Origin of the sequence: Paenibacillus faecis (assembly GCF_008084145.1) — a bacterium.
GTDB classification, from domain to species: Bacteria; Bacillota; Bacilli; order Paenibacillales; family Paenibacillaceae; genus Fontibacillus; species Fontibacillus faecis.
The window spans coordinates 813,054-835,475 of sequence record NZ_VSDO01000004.1 but is presented as its reverse complement, the minus strand read 5'-3'; the positions used below and the strand labels follow the sequence as shown (position 1 = coordinate 835,475).

Sequence of the window (22,422 nt, the reverse complement as noted above, 5' to 3'; positions counted from 1 at the left end):
ACATGACAGGATGTCATACGGCGTCTCCCACCAGCATATCCCGACCTCCATCAGCATTGAATTCTCGACATGATCGAGGACTACTCATGGACGTTAAATGTCTTTTAATGTTTAGGCGTAATCCACCGGAATTGCTCCACCGACAATCCGAACTGGCGCAGCGTTTTAATGCTTACATGAAGACGGTCGAATACGATCTCACTGTTGCTCTCGTTAAGCGTATATTTTTTTCCGCCGACATCAAATTGAAATCCGGATGACTTCTCCTTCTCTACCTTTCCCCCCAAGGCCTCCGCTAGCGGAGTCAACGGAAGCCATGTGTTGTTATTCACGTCGGTGTAACCATAAGGGAGCAAAATGGTGCGGCCATCCACCGTTATGCTCGCTTCATAAACCGTTTCTTCTTGTACCTCAATAGCCGGAATCTCCGCGGGATCGATATTCGGTTCACGTTTTGCCGGGACGACCGTCTTCGTCACAGGAAGAGGTTCCGTATTCTTGTAAAACGATTCGATTTCCGCTTGCCCCGCCTTGTGTACTCGTCGGTCGGCCAAATTCAAGACATAGGATTTTCGTGTAGGCTCGTTATAGGAAATAAGCAGCCGGTTTCCTTTGGCGTCGTAAGCCTCCATCTTGGCCAAGGCAACCCGCTCCACCTTGTCCGTAGCCGGATTGAGGATCACGATTTCGCTTTGCTTCTCCGATTCACTGTACCATTGCACCAACAACCGGTTATCGGGAAGCCATAGGTACCACATGGACTTCGAGGTTTCATGCCATTTTCGCGACTCTCCGGTTTGCATATTTTTAATATAAAGCGTGTAGTTATTTCTTAGCTGGCTGCTGAGGTAGGACTTTTCCAAAGAAATACCGTACTTGCCGTCCGGGGAAGATTCGTATACACGCTGACGGGTCACCCGATCGGTAGAAGGGTCATAGAAATTCGTTATCAAGCCCTTTTGCACCTGATTTTGTCCCAAATACAACCTGCCGGATCGCTCATCGGGAAAAATATCCACGTACTTTTCAGGCAAAGCGCGCCAGCTTCCTTCCTTATCAACAAACAGTACCCGGCCTTCCATCGAACCGTTTCTCCAGGTTCTAGCGTTATAGTAGTCCCGTCCCGTTTGTTTATCGGTAAAGACCGGCTCAATCTGCCAGCCTTCATCGGACGCCGCGGAAGCGGAAACCGTAAATAAGCTGGCGGCCGAGGACAGGACCAGCCCAAACAGTAGCAAACATTTTAAATACAGTTTGTTTTGCATTGACTCTCATCCCTTACTTTCCCCTGAGAATTTTTTACAGTCTACTTCCTATAGACGGATTTCACCAGGGGAAAGTTTCAAAACGAGCCATGAAACCAAAAATCTAACGGACGCTATAGCCGCTATATCGGCAAAAAGCGCTCTTTCCGCAATCTAACGGACGTATTAGCGCCTATTCCCCTCCATTTCCATCAAAATGGTCGATGATCGCTTAAATAGCGGCTGCTATTTCCGTTAGATTTTAAAACCGGCCTTTTGTGCGGGAATAGCGGCTATTATTTCCCTTAGACATGATCCTCGGGCCGCTTAAGCCTTGCTATTAATTTTCACAAATAAAGCTCCCTCATGCACCAGGCTCCGCAACGGCCACCCAATGCCCGGGAACGATCTCCTGCAAGCGGGCACGCTCCACCTTGTAGAGGTCTTCTCCCGAGAACTCCCGCAGAGGGTCTCTTCTCTTCAGAGCCTCGGATTTAGGGTCGGGAAGGGGGATGGCCGAAAGCAGCGACTTCGTATAAGCATGCAGCGGATTGGAGTACAGCTCCTCGCTCTCCGCCAGCTCCACGATTCTCCCCCGGTACATCACGGCAACGCGATCACTGATATGCTTGACCATGGACAGATCGTGTGCGATGAACAAATACGTCAGCCCGAGCCGCCGCTGAAGCTCCTCCAGCAGTTGTACGATCTGCGACTGAATCGAAACGTCGAGCGCGGAGAGGGGTTCATCGCAGACAATAAACTTGGGATTCACAGCCAGCGCCCGGGCAATCCCAATCCTTTGCCTCTGTCCCCCGGAGAATTCGTGGGGATAGCGTTCCGCACTGGAAGGATTCAGACCGACCTGATCCAGAAGCTCCTCCACCCGCTTTCTCCGTTCTGCCCGGCTCCCGGCCAGCTTATGTACGTCCAGCGCCTCCCCGATAATGTCCAATACCTTAAGACGAGGATTCAAAGAAGCGTACGGATCCTGAAAAATAATCTGCATATCGCGCCGCAGCGTCTTCATCTCCGCCCGCGTCATCCGGTTTATCGCCATTCCGCGGTAAAGGATCTCCCCGCCCGTCGGCTGGTGAAGGCGGAGGATGGCGCGCCCGGTCGTGGATTTACCGCTGCCGGACTCACCCACCACCCCCAACGTTTCCCCCTCTCGGATGGAGAAACTGATATCGTCGACCGCCTTCAGCACCCTGCCGCGCCCAAGATCGAAATACTGCTTGAGCGATTTCACCTCGATCAGCGGTACGTCCGGCTCCGCGTTTTCCCGGCGGATCGGGGCGGGTTTCGCCTTCTTCGGCTCATTCAGGCGGGGCAAAGCATGGAGCAGCTTCCGGGTGTACGGATGGGACGGATGCTCAAAAATGCGCTCCGTTGTTCCCGTCTCGACCACCACCCCCTCCTTCATGACCACGACGCGGTCGCACATCCCGGCGACCACCCCGAAGTCATGCGTAATCAGGATGATCGAGGTACCCAAACGCTGCTGCATGTTCTTCATCAGGTCGAGGATTTGCGCTTGGATCGTCACATCGAGGGCCGTGGTCGGCTCGTCCGCGATCAGCAATGCCGGGCGGCAGGCCAGGGCGATCGCAATCATGACGCGCTGGCGCATCCCCCCGGAGAATTCATGGGGATATTGATCAAACCTCGTCTCACTGTCCCCGATTCCCACCCAATTCAGCATTTCGAGCGCCTGTTGTCTGGCTTCTTTCGCCGACAGATTCCGGTGTTTTATCAAGCTTTCGGAAATCTGTTCACCGATTTTCATCGTCGGATTCAACGAAGTCATCGGATCCTGGAAGATCATGCCCATATCCCGTCCCCGGATGCTCTCCATCTCTTTTTCCGAGTACTCGGCCAAATTTTTCCCCATAAACAGAATCTGTCCCTCTTTAATTTCCGAATTTGCGGAGGATAACAACCGCATAATCGCCCGGGCGGTCACGCTCTTGCCGCTCCCGGATTCGCCCACGATCCCCAACGTCTCTCCCTTCCCCACTTCAAAGCTGACGCCCCGGACGGCTTCCGTTTCTTGATGCCGGTTTCGGAAGGATACGGATAACCCTCGAACTTGCAATAACGGTTCCATGGTCACACCTGCCAATTCTACAATTCTATAATTTTGAAGCAAATTTAGTAATTGACATAAAAAACACCCTAAAATAATATATACTATATCGATCGGAATAATGCAATTATTGACAAATGAGGAGGCCTGTAAGCCTTGGAAATCGCGAAAGAACCCCAAATTCCCATTCGAAAAAATTCCAGGTTATCGCGCCGTGCCGGCACCGCCTTCAAAAAAATGACCCTGACTCCCGCGTCCAAATACCTGTTGCTGGTGCTGGGCGCTCCGGTTGCTCTTTATGTGCTCGGCTTATTCTTATACCGCAGGCGCCGTGATCCCTATAATGCGCTGCGAAAAGAGACCGAAAACGAGCTGCTTGCCTTGGGGCTCAAAGCCAAACTTAAAGCGGAGGCCGTCGATCAACTGGAACGGAAACATCGTTTCTTCGGACGGACGGTCAGCCGGGATCGGACGATGCGGGAAGCCGAGAAGATTTCCCATGAGCTGTTTCTCCAACAGGTCCGGGAAGAAACCGAAGCTAGGCTTGCGAGGAAGAACCTGACGCGAGAGGGTTATTTTCACACTTTTCAAAGCCTGTTGAATAACCCGGTATTTCTGGTCCTTACGTTAATTCCCGGGATTCTGATGTACATATGGATCTTTTTGCACAGTCAGCCTTATCTCAAATTCGTATTTGACCGATTGGTTATGAGCCTGTTCGTCATCTTGGGGGTTTCGGTACTGGTGTTTACCCTGCTTCACCTTTCGCCCATGAACCCCGCCGCGAACATTCTCGGAGAGACGGCCACGGAGGAACAAATCCGGCATTTCAACGAAATATACGGTCTCGATCAATCGTACCTTGCCCAACTTTGGAACACCTTGAAGGGTATCGTTACCTTCGATCTGGGCAAATCGTTCTCGGGCAACGAGCAGGTCACGGCGACCATCGCGCGCAAGTTTCCCGTTACGCTTACGCTGACGCTTATTTCGCTGGTCTTCGCCGTATTGATCGCCGTACCCGCCGGGATCCTGGCGGCGGCCAAACGAAATTCCTTCTGGGACTACTCCTTCATGTTTATCGCGTTGATCGGCTTATCGATCCCGAATTTCTGGCAGGGGCTCATCTTTATTTTGAATTTCTCGATCAAGCTCGATTGGCTCCCGGCCACCTTCAATCCGCAAAACGCGCTGTCTTATATCATGCCGACCATCGTGCTTGGAACGGGGCTCACCGCCGCGGTCGCCCGCATGACCCGCTCCTCCATGCTTGAGGTCATTCATGAGGACTATATTCTTACGGCCAAGGCTAAGGGTCTCGGCAGGCGGCAAGTTCTGTTAAAACATGCGGCACGCAATGGCGTCATCCCCGTCGTCACCGTGATCGGCCTGCAGTTCGGGGGGATGCTGGGCGGCTCGGCCGTGACGGAAAAAGTATTCAATATCAGCGGGATCGGCAGCTATATCGTGGACAAACAGTTCATCCCCGATATTCCCAGTATTTTGGGCGGCGTGATATACACGGCCATTACGATTTCACTGGTCAATGTCATCGTCGATATCTTGTACGCCTTTACCGATCCGCGTATCCGAACCAAGATGAAACAACAGTAAAGCAGGTGAAACCATGACCAATACAAGCTTGAAACTATCTCCGGAGTACAGGGATGCGGTCTTCTCCGGCATAGCGTCCTTGATCTTGACGGGGATACTGCTGGCAAACAGCTATGATGTTTCGAACCGGAGCCTTAAATTGCCGGGACTTATCCTATCCTTGGCCTACTTGTTCTTCACTGCGCTTCAGGCTGTCATCATTTTGTGCATCCGAAGGGATCTTCTGCGGCGGGGGAGCCTGCGTCGATCGACGCGAGCGCTCGGGTTTATTCAGCTGATCAGCCTGCTCGGGGGGAATTTGTTTACCGCCGTAACGGCCTTTCATTTGGTGAAGGAGCGCAAAAACACGGAATACACGCTGGCCGTCTATTCCTTTTTGACCGGCTTGTTCGTGATCGCGATCTCCGCCCTGAACCTGTTTAAGCCCTACGTATCGGACACCTTTCTTCCCGCCATGATCGGCTTGGTCGCGGTGTCCCTGGTTCACTTCGCGTCTCTGCTGATCGTCGCCAAGTACGCCGGCGGCGAGCAATCGCCCGCGTGGCTTGTATGGCCCGCCGGCCTGCTCATGCTGAGCTCCCTGACGGGCAATTTGTTCGCTCTTCTGCTCGGGGTGCAGCTCCTGCTTCGAGTCCGCAACGCCGGAGGCTTTTCACGGGGCAAATGGGAGGAAATCTGGGAAAAGCTCGTCGCCAATTCAACCGCGATGCTCGGCATGTTCTTCATCGTATTTCTGTTCTCCCTGTCGATTTGCAGCTATTTTACGTTTGACTACGCCATGGCGACGGAGAACAATTACGCCGCGATACTGCAGCATCCGAGTTTGACTTACCCGCTCGGGACGGATAATTTCGGCCGGTGTCTCTTCTCCCGGATTGTATTCGGAGCGAGGATCTCCTTGATCGTCGGCCTGATTTCCACCGCCATCCCCGTCGTGGTCGGCGGGATTTTAGGGGCCGTCTCCGGGTATTACGGGCGGCATACGGACAATATCATCATGCGCTGTCTGGATGTGCTGTACTCTATTCCGGGCATTCTGCTCGCCATTGCGATTATCGCCGCTTTTGGAGCCAACACGGTCAACCTGATTCTGGCCCTGAGCATCGGCTCGATTCCGACCTATGCCAGGACGATGCGCGCCAACGTCATGCTCGTCTCCACTCTGGAATATGTCGAAGCGGCGAGGGCTCTGGGCACCGGCGACCGGGTGATCATCTTTAAGCATATCGTTCCCAACTCCCTCGCCCCCATGATCGTCAAGGCTACCCTGACCATCGGGTCCGCCGTCATTTCAACCAGCAGTCTCAGCTTTCTGGGGCTCGGCGTTGAACCGCATATTCCGGAATGGGGCCACATTCTGAAACTCGGCAGCACTTATCTGGAGTCCCACTCCTATCTGGCGGTTTATCCCGGGCTGGCGATCATCGGCCTGGTTCTGGCCTTCAACTTTTTCGGAGACGGCCTAAGGGACGCACTGGATCCAAAACTCGGCTGAAGCCGGGTTATCGACATCGACCGCCTAGTTTAACTTGATTTAGCTCGATCCGTCCGGATGCTTTTCATTTTTCCCCATGAAAAATGAATTCATATAAAAATTAGAAGTGTGAGGAGGAACCACCGCTTATGAAGAAAAATCTGATGTTAGCCTTATTGATGACCGTCGCCCTGATCGCCGGCGGATGCTCGGTCCAAACCAAGTCCGATGTCGCAAACAAACCGAAAGACGCGGAAACGGAGGCGGTCACCGACTCGTCCCCCGTTGACATTGAGCTGCTGGGCATGAGCTCCAATGAATCGGATCTGAATATCATCCGGGATCAGTTAACCAAAAACGGATTTAACGTCAAACTCAACATTCAGCCGGACTACGGCAGTTATAAGGCTCAGCAGGACGCCGGAAATTTCGATATCGCCCATTCGAGCTGGACGACGGTAACGGGGAATCCCGATTACGCGGTCAGATCCCTGTTCAAAACCGGGGGGGACTACAGCATTTTATCCGATCCCGAAATCGATAAGCTAATTGACAAGGCCGCAACGGAAACGCCCGAACAGTACAAAGAGACCTATAAGCAGTTGGAACAGCGCCTCGTGTTCGATAAAGCTTATATCGCACCGCTCTACATTTCCTTGAAAAGCCAAGCCGTGAACAAGGACATTTTGAATCCCGATACCGTCCGACTGTCCAAATCGCGGGCGTTGGCTTGGGAGAGCATCGATTTTAACGATACGTCCAAACGGGATAAGGACCCTCTCATCCTGACCCAATCGGCCTCGGTCTTGACGTCCCTCGATCCGATCAAGGGGAACGACGGGTCGATCAATCAGTTGAACACCAACATGTACGTCAGGTTAATCAACCTGACCGATGACGACAAGATCACTTCGGACGGATCACTGTCCCATAATTACAGCATCGCCGAGGGGAATTCGGAGTACTATTTTCTCCTGCGGGACGATATCAACTTCGCCAAGATCGAAAATAAAAAGGCCGTCGACACCGGCGAACGGGTAGGAGCGGACGATGTGATCTTCTCCCTCAACCGGGCCAAGGACAAAAATTCCGTACCGGATCACCGCACGTACAGTTTGCATGAACACATTAAAACCGTGGAGCTGGTCACGGACCCGGCGGCTTTGGAAGCCATCAAGCCGGCCGGGGGCGGCGGAACCGTCAAAGAAGCGCTGGAAGCCGGGCTGGAAACGAAGATCAAGCAGCTCGTCGCCGACAAACGGGAGGCCGATAACAAAGCCGGGAAATACCAGGTGATCAAATTGACGACCACCGAGCCGTTCCCGCAGGTGCTGAACTATCTGGCCCACCAGTCCGCCGGAATCGTGTCGAAGAAACAGGTGGAGAGCATCAACACCTACGATGTGGCCACGTTTGACGTGAACAAAGATATCCCTTACGGAGATCAGAATACCGTCACGGAGGGAAGCCAGTACAACAATACGCTGTACGCAAGCGGCCCTTATATTCTGTCCTACAAGAACGATTATGAAGGCGTGTTTTACAAAAATCCCGGATACAGAAAAGGGAGCGATTACGCACCGAAAATTTCGACGGTGAAAGTCCGCTTTATCGCGGAGGCCGACAGCGCTTTGTCCGCGTTACGGAGCAGCGAAATCCATCTTTACTACGGTGTGCCGGAAACCAAGTATGATCTGGTCAAGGGCGACAGCAAGCTCAAACTGCAAACCATAGAAAGCAACGGTGTCAGCTACCTGCTCTTTAACACTGGGAACCGCGAGGTTGCCAAAAGCGAGGATTTGCGAAAAGCGGTGCTGTATTCCATTAATCAAGACGAAATTTTGGCCTTCTACAACGGCAATAAAATCAAGGCCGTATCGACCGTCAGCCCGCTCGTGAAAACCGGAAACGAAGTGACCGCCGATCCGGCGAAAGTGAAAGAGTTCCTGGGCAAATATAAAGCGGGCAAGTAACGCAAAAGACTGCTCCTCCATCCTCGTTGGTGGAAGAGCAGTCTTTACTGTTTTTTTAAGAAAACCTTAGATCCTGTCGACTTTGAACGCCGGCGCGGCCTCGGTGACGAAGCCCTCCCGCGAAAATGGGCCGTCCTGTCCCAGTTCCAAAACAGCGACGAGGCGCTCTTTTTCCCCAACACCGTAATCCCGGCTTAATTGCGAATCATAGAACCATTCGCGCATCGTCCATTGGACGCCGAACCCTTTCTCCGCGGCGAGCAGCACGAAGTTTTGAACCAGGCAGCACACGGCGGCGAAGTCCTCTTTCCGTTTATGCGGGTCCGCGTCCTCCTTCATGACGACAAGCAGATACGCGGAGGCCGGATTCTGCAATTCGCCATGGAGTCTTCCGGGTTTGCGGTCCGCATAGATAAATCGCCAGGGCTCCCGAAGCCCGTCATTAGGGGCCCAGACTGCATCGTTCAGCAGTTCCAGCACCCGATCCCGGGAAATGGCTTCAAGCTCATTAATTCGCTTCGGCGCCGATAATGGAAACCAATTCATTGCCACCCTCCTTCGCCCTATGCAGGGCATGCTGTTCAACCTTCAAATACGGACCATTTTTGTTCGGCAGGCGTGCGGGGCCGGGCTTTGGGGGCCTTGTCGAAATAGCCGATGTGCAGAATCCCCGCTACCCGCTCATGTTCCCCGAGGCCGATCCTGCGAAAGAAAGTCTCATTATGAAGCATCGGCTCCGTATCCCAAAGCATGCCCAGGCGTTTCTCCCAGCCCAGCAATTGTAAGGTCTGCATCAATCCGCAAACCGCGGCGTAATTGCGCTCGCTGCCGATTCTGTCGGCGGGATCGATCCGGTAGATCACGACCAAATGGGCGGGAATGGAAACGAATCTTTTTTTCAGGCTCTCCTTCAACCGGGCGGGCAGCAGTCTCCCCCAACCGTTCCCTGTCATCTGCTCCAGCAGCGCGTCGACGAGCCGCTGATTTGACCCCGGATTATCGGCGAGCAGGCATCTCCAGGTTACCGGAACACCCAACGGGTTCCATCGAGCCGCCGTTTCCAGCAGTTCCAGGATCAAATCGCCGGATACCGGTTCGCTATTAAACTTCCGAATACTTCTCCGTTCCCGAATCAGTCGGGAGATGCTTGCGGTACCGGAACTTTCCCGTTCTTCCGTCATGGGTTCGCCCCCTCCTCCATCCTTTGCTCCAATTCCATGCTGTAATCCAGCAAAAAATGCTGTATAGTTCGCAATTCTTCCTCGGAATACTGGTCCAAAAAGCGAAAAAACCGCTCTTTCTCCTCTTCATGCAGCCGCAGGTGCAAACGAAAAATTTCCTTCCCGGCCGGAGTAATGCGAAAATAGCTCTCCTTCTTGTTGTCATTCAGTTGGGTTCGTGTCACCCAACCCACTTCCAGCAGCTTGCCCGTTATTTTAGTGATGCTCGCTTTCGACAGCTCCATCATCTCCGCAATCGCCGTGCTGTTGATCGGCTCGTGGCGTCCAATGCAATCCAGGACATGAACGGCGGTGAGATTGAGATCAAATCCCTTGATGTTTTCCAGTTGGCAAAGCTTTTGGAAATGGACGATTTCCGTTCCGGACAAGCGTTCATGCTGATGAACGAACTTCAAATAACCTTCATGGAGCTGTGATTTAATCCTTACGTTTGGACCCACAGATATGTTCTCCTTTCAAATCGACATAAAATAATTTACTAGTAAACATGATTAAAACAAGAAAATCCTCTATTTATTAACGTTTATAATTTACGTGTAAACAATATTACCTTATTTGATGGGGTACTTCAACTCTTCCGCTTTACTTCTACATATCTATCTGTTATATTATTTGTATAACAGTTATAACAATGAAACGAAAGAAGGAGGAGCCTCTTGATCATTGAGCTTGATTTACAGTCGGAGATCCCCATTTACACCCAACTGGTGAATCGGATCATCGAAGGAATCGCCAGCGGCCGGCTTCTGCCGGGAGAACCGCTGCCGTCCGTTCGGAACCTGGCCTCCGATATCGGGATCAATCTCCACACCGTCAATAAAGCCTACACCTTGCTTAAGCAGGACGGCTATATCCAGGTCCACCGCCAGCGCGGTGTAGTCGTTCATCCCGACGGCATGCCTCCGGTCACGCCGGAATTTGCGGAGAAACAGCAAAGCACCTTGCGGCCTATCGTCGCCGAAGCGATCTGCCGCGGGATGAAGCTGGATGACCTGCTTCTGCTCGTCAGCACGTTATATCATGAAATCAAACAACCCGATGAGGTGAATTAACTATGCAAACTCTGTCCGTCATCCTGCTCGTACTTATGCTGCTGCCGGTTGTGCTCTCGCTCTCGTTCATGCCTTATTTGACCCGAGAGACGATCAGCTTTGGCGTTACCGTCAGCGAAGAAACCTACCGCAGCGAACCGCTGCGCCGGATGCGTCGGTCTTATGCTGCGGTCAGTCTCATCCTGCACGGCATCCTGCTTATCGCGGGTCTCGTCATCCTGCTGCAGCCGGGAGGAGCCGCAGCCCAAGGCACGGTATTTGCGGTTGGAATCGGCCTTATGGTGGCGATTTCGATCGTGCTCAACCTCGTTTTTCACCTGAACATGAAGAAACGCCAACCGTCACTGCCTTCGGCTCCGGCTGAAAAAAGCAAAATCATCATCGATACCGAATTCCGCCGGAACAAACTGATCTGGTCCAACACCTGGTTTCTCGTTCATGCCGCGATTATTGCGGGAAGCGTCCTGCTCACGCTGGCCAATTACGATGCCATTCCCGATCAAATCGCCATGAAATTCGATTTTGCGGGAAATGTGACCCGGTTTGCCGATAAATCGGTGCAGACCGTCCTTTTTCCAAACTTTATGCAAGTGGTTATGACGCTTCTGTTTCTGTTCATTAATTGGAGTATTCACCACAGTAAGCAGCAAACTTATGCCGGGGATCCCGAGCGGTCCGTACGCCAAAGCACGCTGTTTCGCCGCAGCTGGTCGCTGTACACCTTGATTTCCGGGCTGGCTATGGTCCTGCTGTTCTCCTTCATTCAGCTTAATATGCTGCATCCGATGGACACGGATCTCATTATGCTGATTAGCTTGGCGGTGCCCGTCTTTGTCGTCCTGTTTGCAGCCGTGCTCTCCTTTGTCACGGGGCAAGGCGGCAGCCGGATCGGCCGCAAACGGGACGCTTCCGCGGTACAACCGGCCAATGACGACCGCTACTGGAAGCTGGGCGGTGTTTACTATAATCCGCAGGACCCTTCCATCTTTGTGGAAAAAAGAATGGGTATCGGCTGGACGCTCAACTTTGCCCATCCGGCCGGCTGGATTATTTTGGGCGGCTTGCTGATCGTCATTGCGGTAGCCGCCCTGATCTCGGGTTAATCCTTTACGGATTCACTTATATAACATTGGATTCATTCTTAAGGAGGAGGAACAATTCATGTCGAAAAAAAATACCTCGGTAAAAACGGCGGCTTCCATCGCGCTGGCGCTTAGTTTGACCCTTCCTGCGGCATCGGCCTTCGCCGACGCTTCGGCCGGGTCTTCCCAGAGCGGGACCGCTCTGGTTCCCGTAAGAGAAACGGCTTCCCGCCTCGGCGCGGCAGTCGATTGGAATCAAGCCGAACAAACCGTAACGGTTACCAAAGGAAGCCATACCCTGATTCTCCGGATCGGCCAGAAGGAGGCCCTGCTTGACGGAAAGCCGCTCGTTTTGCGCGAACCCGTCCGGGTCGTCTCCGGTCAAACCTTGGTCGACGCCGCCTCCCTGGCCGAAGCGTTCCAGGATACGAAGGAAACGACCGAGGGACCGGCCGACGCTTTCATCGCGAAACTCCAAGCCGGCCAAGGGGCCGAAGCCGCCAAGCTGCTCAGTCCCAATCTGGCTCCGGCTTTACCGGCCGAACTCCTGAACCAAGTATGGGGCAGCTATGAAAAATTGTTCGGACCGGTGAAGCCGAACCCATCCCGCTCCGAAAGCTCCAATGCGGTGCATCGCAATGTCGCCTATACCTTCCAGGCGACCATCCCGTTCAGTCTGACCGTCCGTCTGAATGCGGCGGGCCAGGTGGACGACTTCTATGTGGCGGGCGTGACGCCTTCCACCTACCGGAAGCCGGCCTATGACAACGCCGCCCTATACACCGAGCGGGAAGTCAAAGTCGGCGAAGGGGCCATGGCCCTTCCCGGCACATTGACGCTTCCGGCCGGCGGTGAAGGCCCGTTCCCGGCCGTGGTACTGGTGCACGGCTCCGGTCCCCATGACCGTGATTCCACGATGGGCGGAGCCAAGCCTTTCCGCGACCTGGCCGTAGGGCTGGCTGCACAGGGCATCGCCGTCCTCCGGTACGACAAAGTCACCTATGAGCATACCGCCAAGTTGTCAACGGACGCGAAATTTACGCTGAAGCGGGAGAGCGTGGATGACGCCATTTCCGCGGTTAAGCTGCTGAAGAACACCGCAGGTATCGACGCTTCACGCATCTATGTGGCCGGGCACAGCCAAGGAGCGTTTGCGATGCCGATGATCATAGATGCGGACAAGGACGGCAGCATCGCCGGCGCGATCCTGTTGTCCGGGCCAAGCGGCAAGTTCGCCGATCTGCTTGCGCTGCAGCAAAAGGAGCTAGTCTCCCGCGTGAAGCAATCCGGCATGGACGCCGCACCTTACGAACAGCAGGCGGCCCAATACACCGCGATCGCGGATATGGTGAACGACCCGAAATACACGGTCGACAACATGCCCAGCCAATTCCCGCTGCAGCCGGCTTACTGGTGGTTCGAGCAGAAAAACTACGTTCCGGCCGAACTGGCGAAAAAGCAGACCGGCCCGCTGCTGATCCTGCAAGGGGAAAACGACTGGCAAGTTCCGGTCAGCCAACTGGAAGGCTGGAAACAGGCGCTCAAAAACCGCGGCGACGTCGAGTACAAATCCTATCCGAAGGTCAATCACCTGTTGACCGAGTTTGACGGGATTTCCACCGGAGCGGAATATGTTCAACCTAACAATGTAACGAAAGCTATCATCGATGATATGGCGAGCTGGATCAAGAAAACCAAATAGATAGCGAAAAAAATAAACAAGGCTGCCTTACGGTTACGGCGGCCTTGTTTATTTACATAGGTTGAACTATTGATTTGCATATTAGACAGCGGTGTAAAGGGCTCTTTCACACTCTTGATCTGCAACTAAGGGGTGGGTTCGAATTAGCGGGAATCCTTCCCGTTAATTTGGCACGTATGCGGCTGCAGAGGCGAATTAGCTGGAAAACCTCCCGCTAATTCGTCTGAAATGTTGTATATCGGCAAAAAGGCCGCGAAATAGCTGGAGTTTTTCCAGCTAAATCCGATCGAGGGGCCAAAAGCGGTACATTAACGGGATATTTTCCCGTTAATGGTGTAGACTCAGACGCCCAACGCCAATTCTTTAGTTCAACCTAATATAGCAGGTTTTTATGGCAGTTAAGCCTTGAAGCAAACCGCAATCTCCTCAGCCAGAGCCGCCGGGGCCATCACGACGGCCGAGTGGTCCTGACCGGCCATTACGCGATATTCCGCGTTCGCCAGCAGTTCGACGAGCGCTTTGGCAGAACTGTGCAAAAACGAAGGGGATTTTTCACCGCAAAGCACATGAACGGGAACATCCACGCTCCAACGTCCCTTAGGCAAAGGCTGCCCCGATTGAGTATCGCCCATCACCATTCCATCATAAGCCAGCGTATGGGCAAGCTGCTCCATGGCCTTCCAGGAAGGGTCGGCTTTCATATACTCCACAAATTCGCTCGGCACGCCTAACGCCTGTGTTAAAAAATACTCCACCGCCCCGCTCCGATCACCGGCATCCACCAATCGATTCAGGTGCTGCACATAGTCGCTAGGCACCGGGGATCGGCCGTCATCGACAATAAACGGCGGTTCGTATAAACAGACTCCGTCGATCCCCTCCTTCAATCGGCTTGCCGCCTCAAGGGCCAATACGGCGCCTGACGAGCTGCCGAAAAGCAGGGCCGATCCACCCGACTCCGCAATCAATGCCTGAATGTCCTCCACTTCACGTTCAACCGTATAGGAAGCCGCATCCGTACTGGCGCCTCTTCCCCTCCGATCATAGTTGTAAACCGTAAAGTGTTCTCCCAACCGTTCCGCCAGCTGTCCCGCATCCCGGTGATCCGCGGCTGCGGAGGCCACCAGAATAAGAGCCGGTCCTTTCCCTTGCTTGTCATAGGCGATTTGGATACCGTCTTTCGAAATAACATGGTTCATCTTTAAATTCCTCCTTATTTTTACTTTCCGCTAAAATGATCCTCAAGACGGTTTATCGTCTCCTGGTAACCTTCGATCATGCCCATGGCTTCCGCCTTTTCCAGTTCCTCGGCTTTTGAAAATTGCGTAGTTATCGTAAGCCGCGTTCCCCCGGTCTCTTCTTCAAACGTAACGAGGGTAGGCATTTCGCTCCCCTTCACGACATTCCATTCCCGGTCGGTGAAGGAATCGATATAGGCAAGCCGGATCGGCTCGCTTATTTCGCTATATGTAGCCAGACAATAAGCGGTATCCCCGTTTCCGTCCACGGGAGACAGACTATAACGCCATACCCCTCCCGGCCTTACATCCATCTCATAAACCCGGGCAGCGAAGTTGCCGGGGCCCCACCAATGGACGATATGCTCGGGTCTAGTCCAGCCCAGCCAGACCAATTCCCGCTTCACAGGCAAGAAACGTTCGATAATCAGCCTCCTTCGCTTCTTGTCTTTAATGACCACGGTCTTTCTCCTTCTCAAGTACACTTCCTCCTTAAAGGTTGTTAAGCAAAAATCACGCTACTCCTTTCCTTGAATTCCGGTTAAGTAATCCTCCAGATGGTCGAGACGTTCTTCCCACAAGCTGCGATACGAATCGAGCCAAGTGTCCAGCTCCTTAAACGGCTGCGCTTCCAGACTATAAATCCGCTGCTGCGCCTGCCGACGGACACTTACGAGGCCCGCTTCGCTTAAAATCCGCAAATGGCGGGATACCTGAGGCTGGCCCATCTTTAGCTCCTCTACGATGTCGGTAACCGAACACGGGCCGTTCTTCAGCAGTTCTATGATGTTAAAACGGTTAGGCTCGGCAAGAGTCATCAAAGTAAGTTGCATTGTAGAAGTGTTCATAACACAAATATACACTAAAACATATATACATGTAAATATATATACTTGCAAAAAAATATCCCCCTCCGACAGCGCTAACCTTACTATCGAAGCGGGATACCCCAATTCAACTTTCTAAGGAATTTAAGTATGAATCATCATGCCCATCTCCCGGGCCGCCTCGATCAGCACCGGAGCCATCTTCTCCAGCGTTTGGGGGGAAAGGCGGCTGACCGGCCCCGAGACCGACAAAGCGGCCGCGACCCGGCCGTTTCGGTCAAAAATCGGCGCAGCGACCGCAGCCGCTCCAGGTTCGCGCTCCTCGTAGCTGGTCGCATATCCGGCGCGTCGAATCTCCTCCAGTTGGGACATATATGCCTCGCGGTCGACCGCGGTCGGCCAGTCCGGGCTGTCCAGCACGGCCCTCAGAACCGCGTCCTCGGCGTAGGCGACCAGCACCTTGCTGGAGGCGCCGACGAAGAGCGGCAGCCGGGCGCCGACCTGGGCCACCCGGCGGATGGCCTGGTTGCTCTGCACCGCCTGAATCCGCAGCCGGTCCGTGCCGTCCCGCAAGTAAAGGCTGACCGTCTCCCCGAGCCGGTCGCGCAGCTGTTCCATCTGCGGCAGCAGCAAAACCGCCGGGTCGTCATTGTGGGACAAATGCGCGGACAGCTCCCAGATTTTCAATCCGAGCCGGTATTTGTCCGTCGCCGGATTACGGATGACGAAGCCTCGCTCCTCCAACGTCGTGAGCAGCCGGTGCACCGTGCTTTTGTGCAGTCCGATCGCTCCCGCAATCTCGCTTAATCCGAGGTCGCTGTCCTTCGTAAAGCACATTAATATATCAAGCGCCCTCTCTACGGCGCGAACCGTCAATTTACGGTCCTCCATCGGGACCACCCTCCTTACGTTTCACTCCATGAAACACGGTTACATAAATTATAATGAAGCGAATGGGAATCCGTCAACGCGTTCAAAGCCAAATATCCCCGTCGCATTGACACAAAGAAAAACACGACTTACGATATTTTTATGTTATTCGTCCCTATTCGACATTTTCCGATTGTCCGAAAGGACATCGGGTTATGTATTTTATTGAGGTTTTCCATGCATAGAAATAAAAAAACGCGATTCGACGAGGAGGGGAGAACATGAGCCAAAGCAGCCGCGGCGATCTTCCCGTGCAATCGGGATTCAAAGAGAACCCGAAAAAAGAAGCCCCTACGCTCGAACTCAAACCTATCCGGTTAAAGCACGTGATCGTCGCATTGCTCCTGTCGATATTATTTTTCCTGATATTCTGTTTCGTTTCCCTTCACGGCTATATCGCCTGGGTGCTTTCGAACCCTACGGTCGCTCCGCTGTATTCGAATCCGAAGCTCTCCAAAAATCTGGACTACGAGGACGTATCCTTCCCAGCGGCCGATGGCAGCCGAATGATGCAGGGATGGTATATTCCCGCCGGCGGCGACTCCGCCAAGACGATCGTGTTCAGCCACGGCTACGGGGCGAACCGGGAAGAAGCCTGGATCCCGATGTATGACCTGGCCCACTACGCGCATAGTCTGAACTTCAATGTACTGATGTTCGACTATGGCTTTGCCGCTCAAAGCAACAGGGAAGTCGCCACGGGAGGCAAAAAAGAAGCCCAGCAGCTGCTCGGCGCGATCCGGTTCGTCAAGCAGCGCGGGAATGAGGAGGTGATCGTCTGGGGCTTCTCCATGGGGGCGGGCACCGCCCTGCAGGCGGCCTTGACCAGCAAAGACATCGACGGCATGATCTTGGACAGTACGTTCCTTCTGGAGCCGGATACGATGTATCATAACATCCGTCAGCATATCGATCTGCCCCGCCACCCTTCGCTGGAGATCATCGGGCTGCTGCTGCCGGTGCTGAACGGCACGAGCCTGCATCAAATTCCGTATACGGACGTCAAGTCGGCGGACTATCCTTTTCCCACGCTGTTTATCCATGGAACCAAGGATGAGAAAGCCCCTTACCCGATTGCGGAAAAATTGGCGGAAAACCAGTCCAATCCCGCTTCCGGCGTATGGATCGTGGAAGGCTCGCATCATGAGCTTATTTTCCGTGAGCATCCGAAAGAATATCTGCGCCTGGTATCCACCTTCCTTAGCCGGGTAAGCCGGGATCAAGACCCGGCCAAAACCGAGCCCGTTACAAAATAGCATAGGCCAAACCTCCCGCGGAATAGACTGGTTACAACGATATTACCGAGGAGGTTTATCCTGATGCTGTTCGTATACGGGCCTTATTTGCCTGTCCGGATTCTCGAAGAGATCCGCTTTTGGAAAGAGCAGGAAAACGAGCACACCGATGTCATCAAAGCCATCATTCCCGGTCTGGAGCCGATGTTCGTCAAGCTGCTGGACGAGTGGAAACAAGTTTTCGCGGCAACCCAGGAAGCGGCGGACCGCCTTCTCCAACATGCCCTGGCCTCCAAAGAGGCGGCATGCGATCCCCGGTTGATCCGGGAAACGGAGCGGATTCTGGAGGTGTCCTTCCGCCAATCCCAAGAATTTATCCGGCAGCTGTACTATCTTCTCGATCAAAGCGCCGCCGCCAAAGCCGCCCCTCTGGCCAAAACGGTGCTGCTGCATATTATCCGCGAATCGGAATATTTCCTCGGCGTATTGGAAACGCTGAACCGCCCGGGACAAATCGCGAGCAGCATGGCCGGCGCTCCGCCGTTCCTCGACCCTTACCGCCAGGGCGAAGCGGACCAGAATCCCGCCGGGTCTTTTTCGGCCGCCGACGCTTCCCCATCGGCGGGCATCAGCTTTTCCTCCCCAACCCCGGCCACTCGCGACGAACCGGCCGACCGCAAAGAGCCGGCGGGAGAAGCGGGTAACGTTGAAGGGACACTGCGCCCGAAGGCCAATCCCGTCCCGATCGGCAAACACACCCTCCCCCCGCTCCCGTACCCGTACAACGCGCTTGAACCTTATATCGATGAAGCCACGATGCGAATCCATCATGACAAACACCACAAAACCTATGTCGACGATCTGAACAAGGCGGAGCTGAAGCTCCAGGAAGCCCGCAAAACCGGCAATTTTGATCTGGTTAAGCATTGGGAACGCGAGCTGGCGTTTAACGGAGCCGGCCACTATCTTCACACGATTTTTTGGGAGACGATGAATCCGCAGGGCGGCGGCCGGCCGGAAGGTCCGCTGCTCGAACAGATCAAACGCGACTTCGGCAGCTATGACGCCTTCCACAAGCAATTCTCCAACGCGGCCGAAAAGGTCGAAGGCGGAGGCTGGGCCATCTTGGTGTGGAGCCCGCGCAGCCACCGCCTGGAGATTCTGACCGCGGAGAAGCACCAGAACCTGTCGCAGTGGGATATCGTCCCCCTTCTTCCGCTGGATGTCTGGGAACACGCCTATTATCTGAAACATCAAAACCGGCGCAAAGACTACATCACCGATTGGTGGAACGTCGTCTACTGGCCCGCTGTGGCGGAACGTTACGAACAGGCCAGAACCTTGATGTGGCCGCCTTATTGAGCCGTGTCGAATTGCCCTTCGGTTTCTGGCAAAAAAGGGTTGTCCCCCACGGCCGTATGCGCCTGGGAACAACCCTTTTTTTATAAACGAACTGGAACTACTCTTTGATGAGGGACAGAAATTCCGCTCTGGAAGCGGCATCACTCCGAAATGTACCGCGCACGGCCGAAGTTACCGTTTTGCTGCCCGGCTTCTTCACGCCCCGAGCGCACATGCAAAGATGCTCGCCTTCCACGACGACCATGACCCCTTGCGGCTTCAGCACCTCGTCGATAATGTCGGCGATCTGCGAAGTGATTCGCTCCTGTACCTGCAAACGGCGGGTAACCGCCTCCACCAAGCGGGCCAGCTTGCTGAGCCCGGCGATCTTGCCGCTCGGAATGTATCCAATATGCGCTTTGCCGAAGAAAGGCGCCATATGGTGCTCGCATTGGCTGTAATAGACGATATCCTTGACGATCACGAGCTCTTCATGATTCTCATCGAACGTCACTCCCAGCACATCGCGGGGATCCACCTCATAACCGCCGAAAATCTCCTCGTACATCCGGGTCACCCGGGCCGGTGTTTCCAGCAGCCCCTCCCGTTCGACGTCCTCTCCGATGAGCTTGAGAATCTCGCGGACATGATGTTCAATCTGCTCACGGTTGCTTTCTACCCGGGTATTGACGTAATCTTTAACTCCAGACATTTAGCGCCTCCTCCTTTCCGTCCAGCCGATTTCCAGAATGGCCCGCTTATTTCTTTCTGCGTTTCCCGCCAGCAGGCGGCATTTGGCCTTGATTCTTCATCATTTGCTGGGCACGCTGCATCTGCTTGCTGTTTAAATTATATCCCATCTGTTTCGCCATTTTCTGCAGCATCTCCGGATCGCTTTGCATCTTCGTCAGCTGTCTGCGCAAATAAAAGACTCCGATGAGAAAGCCGCCGACCAAACCGACGATAAGCGTAATAATAGGAATTACGATATCCATATTGTTAGCCACCCCTGTGTCAAAAAATCATGCGTCAAGCCATTCAGCCAGCACACTCAACATATCATAGCATTCAAAACCAGGCTATTCAAGCAAGAACCGCCTCGATAAACACGGTCGTTTCCGTGGCCAGATCCACTTCTTTGACTTCCATCTCATCGCCGGCTCCCCTGACGATCCGGACGGCAGGCCGCCCGGGAAGGCCGCGGTGCTGGCGCACCACAACGCCGGTTTCTTTCGTGGACAGCCGTACCGCGGTGCCGGTCGGATAGACCGAGACAATACGGGTAAACTCCACGAGGACATCCCTGTCCAACAGTTGTTCGGAACAGGCCATCAACTCCTCGCAGGCCTCATGCGGCAGCATCGGCCGCCCTTTCGCGTCCCCGCCGCCGATCAGGTTGTCGTACATATTGGCGGCGGCGACGATTTTGGCAAACAGATGAATCTCTTCCCGCTCCAAGCCTCTCGGAGCCCCCGTCCCGTTCAGGCGTTCATGATGCTGGAGCGCCGTATGCGCGATAAGCAAATTAAACTCGCGCTTTTGCTTTAAAATTTCGTATCCCCGCCAGGTGTGATGATTCTTGGGATCCTCGGGATCGGCGTGATCCGGAAGCGGTTTTCCTTTGCCGATATCATGCAGGAGGGCACCGATCGACAGGTCCTTCAGCTGCCCTTGATTCAGACCGAGGTTAAGCCCGATCATCGCCGAAACCAGACATACGTTCACCGCGTGCAAATATGCCGCATTGTCCGCCGTCCGAATCTCCGTTAACTGAAGCAGGACATCCTTGTGATTCAGAATATCCCGAAGAAGCTGATCCACGGAAGCGCTGATCTTCCGCGGGTTCCAATCTTTGCCCGAACGAACGGCGTGCAGCGTTTCGCTCATATCCTTAAACACCGCTTGTTTCGTCGACTCGCTGAGCACATCCTCGATCTCGATATCCTCAAAGGCGGAATCTTTAATATACAGCATCGTAACGCCGATTCTCTTCAGGGTGTTAATCATGTAAACCGTCAATTGAATTCCCGCGGACAGAAGCACTGTCCCGTTGGCCGAATACACGGTTTTCCCCAACAGTTGACCCGGTTCGATATCCTCCACGCTGATAAATCTCATGTCTTGTCCTCCCAGGCCTAGATCACGATTCCTCCAGTTTGGCGCGAGCGGTTTCCAAACGCTCCAGCACCTCGGGGTCGGTTTCCCTTTCGGCCGCGCGTTTGATCCCCAGCAGCGCCTCTTCCCCGCCAATCCGGCTTAACGCCCAGGCGGCGGTTCCCCGCAGAACCGGTCTCGGATCGTGTATCATGATATCTATTAATTTCGGCACGGAGGAGCTATCTTTGAAGTTCCCGAGCGCAATCACCGCGTTTCGTTGAATCGGCTTCTTCCCCCGCCAGGCGGCGGCGCTGTTGCCGAACCGCTCCTTGAATTCCCGGTTGCTTATATCGAGCAGCGGCAGCAGCAAAGGTTTTGCCGTTTCGGGATCCGGCAGCAGCTCGGGACGGTGGTTCCAGGACTTTCCTTTGTTTTTCGGGCATACCACCTGACAGGTATCGCAGCCGTACAGGCGGTTCCCGATTTTCAACATAAATTCCTCTTCCACAAAACCTTTGGTCTGCGTCAAAAAAGAGATGCACCGCTGCGCATTAAGCACCCCCGGCTCCACCAACGCACCTGTCGGACAAGCGTCCAGACATTTGGTACAGTCGCCGCAATCCTCCGTTACCGGGGTGTCCGGGCGGAACGGGATATTGGTGATCAGCTCCCCCAAGTAAATCCAGGAGCCGAATTCCGGCGAAATGATCGCGCAGTTTTTGCCATAAAATCCGATTCCCGCGCGTTGGGCCACCGCCCGGTCCGAAAGTGCTCCCGTATCGACCATACTTTCGATCCGCGCATCCGGCACCCGCTCGGCGATGAACGCCTGCAATTTGGCCATCGCCTGCCTCAGGACCTGATGATAATCCTGTCCCCAGGCCGATCTGGCCAGGATTCCCCGGCGTTGCCCCGGCTCCGACTTAGGCGGGTTTTCCATCTTGGACGGATAAGCCACCGCGATCGCAATCAGCGAAGCCGGCTGCTCCAGCGAGAGCTCCGGATAAATGCGCTTGTCGATATCCGGTTCCTCAAAACCGGATTCATATCCTTTTTCGCGCCGGTCCAGCAGGATCGATTTCAGCGACAAAAAAGGGTCTGCCGACGCAAACCCGATTGTGTCGATCCCCAGCGATGGCGCGGCCTCCTGAATCTCGCGCTTCAACGCGTCCCAGCGGGCATAACCCGCTCCGGCACCGCCGGCGCTTGCGTTTTCGGTCATCGCCATCTCCAAGCCTCCTTCTGCTTAAATCATGCTGTTCTTTTATTTTTTTTTGCTTGTC

The 22,422-nt window shown here is 54.1% G+C and carries 20 protein-coding genes and 1 pseudogene; 8 read left to right on the top strand and 13 right to left on the bottom strand.

Going from position 1 to position 22,422, the window contains the following annotated elements; translation table 11 throughout:
- Window positions 1–104 precede the first annotated feature (104 nt).
- Window positions 105–1,265 (bottom strand): hypothetical protein, encoded by a 1,161-nt coding sequence (locus FRY98_RS21510; RefSeq protein WP_148455791.1) that lies wholly within the window; start codon window positions 1,263–1,265, stop codon window positions 105–107.
- Between the two features lie 343 nt (window positions 1,266–1,608).
- On the bottom strand, window positions 1,609–3,354 hold the full coding sequence (locus FRY98_RS29225) for an ABC transporter ATP-binding protein (RefSeq protein WP_148455790.1): 1,746 nt from the start codon (window positions 3,352–3,354) through the stop codon (window positions 1,609–1,611).
- A gap of 216 nt (window positions 3,355–3,570) precedes the next feature.
- Between FRY98_RS29225 and FRY98_RS21500 the strand changes: the two genes are divergently transcribed.
- The 3 genes from FRY98_RS21500 to FRY98_RS21490 all read left to right on the top strand — a co-directional run bounded on the left by FRY98_RS21500 (window position 3,571) and on the right by FRY98_RS21490 (window position 8,394).
- Window positions 3,571–4,947, top strand: a complete 1,377-nt coding sequence (locus FRY98_RS21500; RefSeq protein WP_148455972.1) for an ABC transporter permease — start codon at window positions 3,571–3,573, stop codon at window positions 4,945–4,947.
- A 13-nt stretch (window positions 4,948–4,960) separates the two neighbouring features.
- Complete coding sequence (locus tag FRY98_RS21495; protein ID WP_148455788.1) at window positions 4,961–6,442, top strand: ABC transporter permease; 1,482 nt, start codon at window positions 4,961–4,963, stop codon at window positions 6,440–6,442.
- 128 nt (window positions 6,443–6,570) lie between these two features.
- The gene (locus FRY98_RS21490; RefSeq protein WP_148455786.1) at window positions 6,571–8,394 is read left to right on the top strand and encodes an ABC transporter substrate-binding protein; all 1,824 of its coding nucleotides are present in this window, start codon (window positions 6,571–6,573) and stop codon (window positions 8,392–8,394) included.
- Between the two features lie 66 nt (window positions 8,395–8,460).
- Here the strand turns inward: FRY98_RS21490 and FRY98_RS29060 are convergent, their stop codons facing one another.
- From FRY98_RS29060 to FRY98_RS21480, 3 genes are read right to left on the bottom strand one after another with little or no spacing between them, the layout of a single operon-like run.
- The gene (locus tag FRY98_RS29060) at window positions 8,461–8,940 is read right to left on the bottom strand and encodes a nitroreductase family protein (RefSeq protein WP_225040825.1); all 480 of its coding nucleotides are present in this window, start codon (window positions 8,938–8,940) and stop codon (window positions 8,461–8,463) included.
- A gap of 35 nt (window positions 8,941–8,975) precedes the next feature.
- A complete protein-coding gene (locus tag FRY98_RS29055) occupies window positions 8,976–9,575 on the bottom strand; it encodes a nitroreductase family protein (RefSeq protein WP_225040824.1) in 600 nt (199 codons plus the stop codon).
- Window positions 9,572–10,075, bottom strand: coding sequence for a MarR family transcriptional regulator (locus tag FRY98_RS21480; RefSeq protein WP_148455784.1), 504 nt, complete (start codon window positions 10,073–10,075; stop codon window positions 9,572–9,574). Before FRY98_RS21480 ends, FRY98_RS29055 begins: the two co-directional genes overlap by 4 nt.
- A 216-nt stretch (window positions 10,076–10,291) precedes the next feature.
- Between FRY98_RS21480 and FRY98_RS21475 the strand changes: the two genes are divergently transcribed.
- From FRY98_RS21475 to FRY98_RS21465, 3 genes are read left to right on the top strand one after another with little or no spacing between them, the layout of a single operon-like run.
- On the top strand, window positions 10,292–10,687 hold the full coding sequence (locus FRY98_RS21475) for a GntR family transcriptional regulator (RefSeq protein ID WP_148455782.1): 396 nt from the start codon (window positions 10,292–10,294) through the stop codon (window positions 10,685–10,687).
- A gap of 2 nt (window positions 10,688–10,689) precedes the next feature.
- The gene (locus tag FRY98_RS21470; protein WP_148455780.1) at window positions 10,690–11,790 is read left to right on the top strand and encodes a DUF1648 domain-containing protein; all 1,101 of its coding nucleotides are present in this window, start codon (window positions 10,690–10,692) and stop codon (window positions 11,788–11,790) included.
- A gap of 58 nt (window positions 11,791–11,848) precedes the next feature.
- Window positions 11,849–13,471: an alpha/beta hydrolase family protein gene (locus FRY98_RS21465; protein ID WP_148455778.1), complete on the top strand. Its 1,623-nt coding sequence runs from the start codon at window positions 11,849–11,851 to the stop codon at window positions 13,469–13,471.
- Window positions 13,472–13,869: 398 nt separating this feature from the next.
- On the opposite strand, the gene FRY98_RS21460 is transcribed toward FRY98_RS21465, so the two are convergent.
- From FRY98_RS21460 to FRY98_RS21445, 4 genes are all read right to left on the bottom strand, one after another.
- On the bottom strand, window positions 13,870–14,670 hold the full coding sequence (locus tag FRY98_RS21460; RefSeq protein ID WP_148455776.1) for an alpha/beta fold hydrolase: 801 nt from the start codon (window positions 14,668–14,670) through the stop codon (window positions 13,870–13,872).
- Between the two features lie 20 nt (window positions 14,671–14,690).
- Window positions 14,691–15,188: an SRPBCC family protein gene (locus FRY98_RS21455; RefSeq protein ID WP_148455774.1), complete on the bottom strand. Its 498-nt coding sequence runs from the start codon at window positions 15,186–15,188 to the stop codon at window positions 14,691–14,693.
- A gap of 39 nt (window positions 15,189–15,227) precedes the next feature.
- Window positions 15,228–15,542, bottom strand: coding sequence for an ArsR/SmtB family transcription factor (locus FRY98_RS21450; RefSeq protein WP_148455772.1), 315 nt, complete (start codon window positions 15,540–15,542; stop codon window positions 15,228–15,230).
- A 138-nt stretch (window positions 15,543–15,680) separates the two neighbouring features.
- The gene (locus FRY98_RS21445) at window positions 15,681–16,427 is read right to left on the bottom strand and encodes an IclR family transcriptional regulator (protein WP_148455770.1); all 747 of its coding nucleotides are present in this window, start codon (window positions 16,425–16,427) and stop codon (window positions 15,681–15,683) included.
- 260 nt (window positions 16,428–16,687) lie between these two features.
- On the opposite strand from FRY98_RS21445, the gene FRY98_RS21440 reads away from it, so the two are divergent.
- Window positions 16,688–17,722 carry an alpha/beta hydrolase gene (locus FRY98_RS21440; protein ID WP_148455768.1) on the top strand — a complete coding sequence of 345 codons (1,035 nt, stop codon included), beginning with the start codon at window positions 16,688–16,690 and terminating at the stop codon, window positions 17,720–17,722.
- Between the two features lie 63 nt (window positions 17,723–17,785).
- A complete protein-coding gene (locus FRY98_RS21435) occupies window positions 17,786–19,063 on the top strand; it encodes a Fe-Mn family superoxide dismutase (RefSeq protein ID WP_148455766.1) in 1,278 nt (425 codons plus the stop codon).
- A gap of 97 nt (window positions 19,064–19,160) precedes the next feature.
- Here FRY98_RS21435 and folE read toward each other — a convergent pair whose 3' ends face one another.
- The 4 genes and pseudogenes from folE to queG form a co-directional block, all read right to left on the bottom strand.
- On the bottom strand, window positions 19,161–19,754 hold the full coding sequence (gene folE, locus FRY98_RS21430; RefSeq protein ID WP_148455764.1) for a GTP cyclohydrolase I FolE: 594 nt from the start codon (window positions 19,752–19,754) through the stop codon (window positions 19,161–19,163).
- 46 nt (window positions 19,755–19,800) lie between these two features.
- Window positions 19,801–20,037 (bottom strand): YneF family protein, encoded by a 237-nt coding sequence (locus FRY98_RS21425; RefSeq protein ID WP_148455762.1) that lies wholly within the window; start codon window positions 20,035–20,037, stop codon window positions 19,801–19,803.
- An 88-nt stretch (window positions 20,038–20,125) separates the two neighbouring features.
- Window positions 20,126–21,160, bottom strand: coding sequence for an HD-GYP domain-containing protein (locus FRY98_RS21420; RefSeq protein ID WP_148455760.1), 1,035 nt, complete (start codon window positions 21,158–21,160; stop codon window positions 20,126–20,128).
- Between the two features lie 28 nt (window positions 21,161–21,188).
- Window positions 21,189–22,361, bottom strand: a pseudogene (gene queG / locus FRY98_RS21415) (tRNA epoxyqueuosine(34) reductase QueG); the annotation flags it as partial.
- Window positions 22,362–22,422 lie beyond the last annotated feature (61 nt).

What these genes read in the sequence shown, in the direction of transcription:
- FRY98_RS21490 (WP_148455786.1), top strand. Translation starts at nt 6,571, where the DNA reads ATGAAGAAAAATCTGATGTTAGCCTTATTGATGACCGTCGCCCTGATC.
- FRY98_RS29060 (WP_225040825.1), bottom strand. Translation starts at nt 8,940, where the DNA reads ATGAATTGGTTTCCATTATCGGCGCCGAAGCGAATTAATGAGCTTGAA.
- FRY98_RS21470 (WP_148455780.1), top strand. Translation starts at nt 10,690, where the DNA reads ATGCAAACTCTGTCCGTCATCCTGCTCGTACTTATGCTGCTGCCGGTT.
- FRY98_RS21420 (WP_148455760.1), bottom strand. Translation starts at nt 21,160, where the DNA reads ATGAGATTTATCAGCGTGGAGGATATCGAACCGGGTCAACTGTTGGGG.
- FRY98_RS21445 (WP_148455770.1), bottom strand. Translation starts at nt 16,427, where the DNA reads ATGGAGGACCGTAAATTGACGGTTCGCGCCGTAGAGAGGGCGCTTGAT.
- FRY98_RS21510 (WP_148455791.1), bottom strand. Translation starts at nt 1,265, where the DNA reads ATGCAAAACAAACTGTATTTAAAATGTTTGCTACTGTTTGGGCTGGTC.
- FRY98_RS21440 (WP_148455768.1), top strand. Translation starts at nt 16,688, where the DNA reads ATGAGCCAAAGCAGCCGCGGCGATCTTCCCGTGCAATCGGGATTCAAA.
- FRY98_RS29055 (WP_225040824.1), bottom strand. Translation starts at nt 9,575, where the DNA reads ATGACGGAAGAACGGGAAAGTTCCGGTACCGCAAGCATCTCCCGACTG.
- FRY98_RS21460 (WP_148455776.1), bottom strand. Translation starts at nt 14,670, where the DNA reads ATGAACCATGTTATTTCGAAAGACGGTATCCAAATCGCCTATGACAAG.
- FRY98_RS21500 (WP_148455972.1), top strand. Translation starts at nt 3,571, where the DNA reads ATGACCCTGACTCCCGCGTCCAAATACCTGTTGCTGGTGCTGGGCGCT.
- FRY98_RS21495 (WP_148455788.1), top strand. Translation starts at nt 4,961, where the DNA reads ATGACCAATACAAGCTTGAAACTATCTCCGGAGTACAGGGATGCGGTC.
- FRY98_RS29225 (WP_148455790.1), bottom strand. Translation starts at nt 3,354, where the DNA reads ATGGAACCGTTATTGCAAGTTCGAGGGTTATCCGTATCCTTCCGAAAC.
- FRY98_RS21465 (WP_148455778.1), top strand. Translation starts at nt 11,849, where the DNA reads ATGTCGAAAAAAAATACCTCGGTAAAAACGGCGGCTTCCATCGCGCTG.
- FRY98_RS21435 (WP_148455766.1), top strand. Translation starts at nt 17,786, where the DNA reads ATGCTGTTCGTATACGGGCCTTATTTGCCTGTCCGGATTCTCGAAGAG.
- FRY98_RS21450 (WP_148455772.1), bottom strand. Translation starts at nt 15,542, where the DNA reads ATGCAACTTACTTTGATGACTCTTGCCGAGCCTAACCGTTTTAACATC.
- folE (WP_148455764.1), bottom strand. Translation starts at nt 19,754, where the DNA reads ATGTCTGGAGTTAAAGATTACGTCAATACCCGGGTAGAAAGCAACCGT.
- FRY98_RS21425 (WP_148455762.1), bottom strand. Translation starts at nt 20,037, where the DNA reads ATGGATATCGTAATTCCTATTATTACGCTTATCGTCGGTTTGGTCGGC.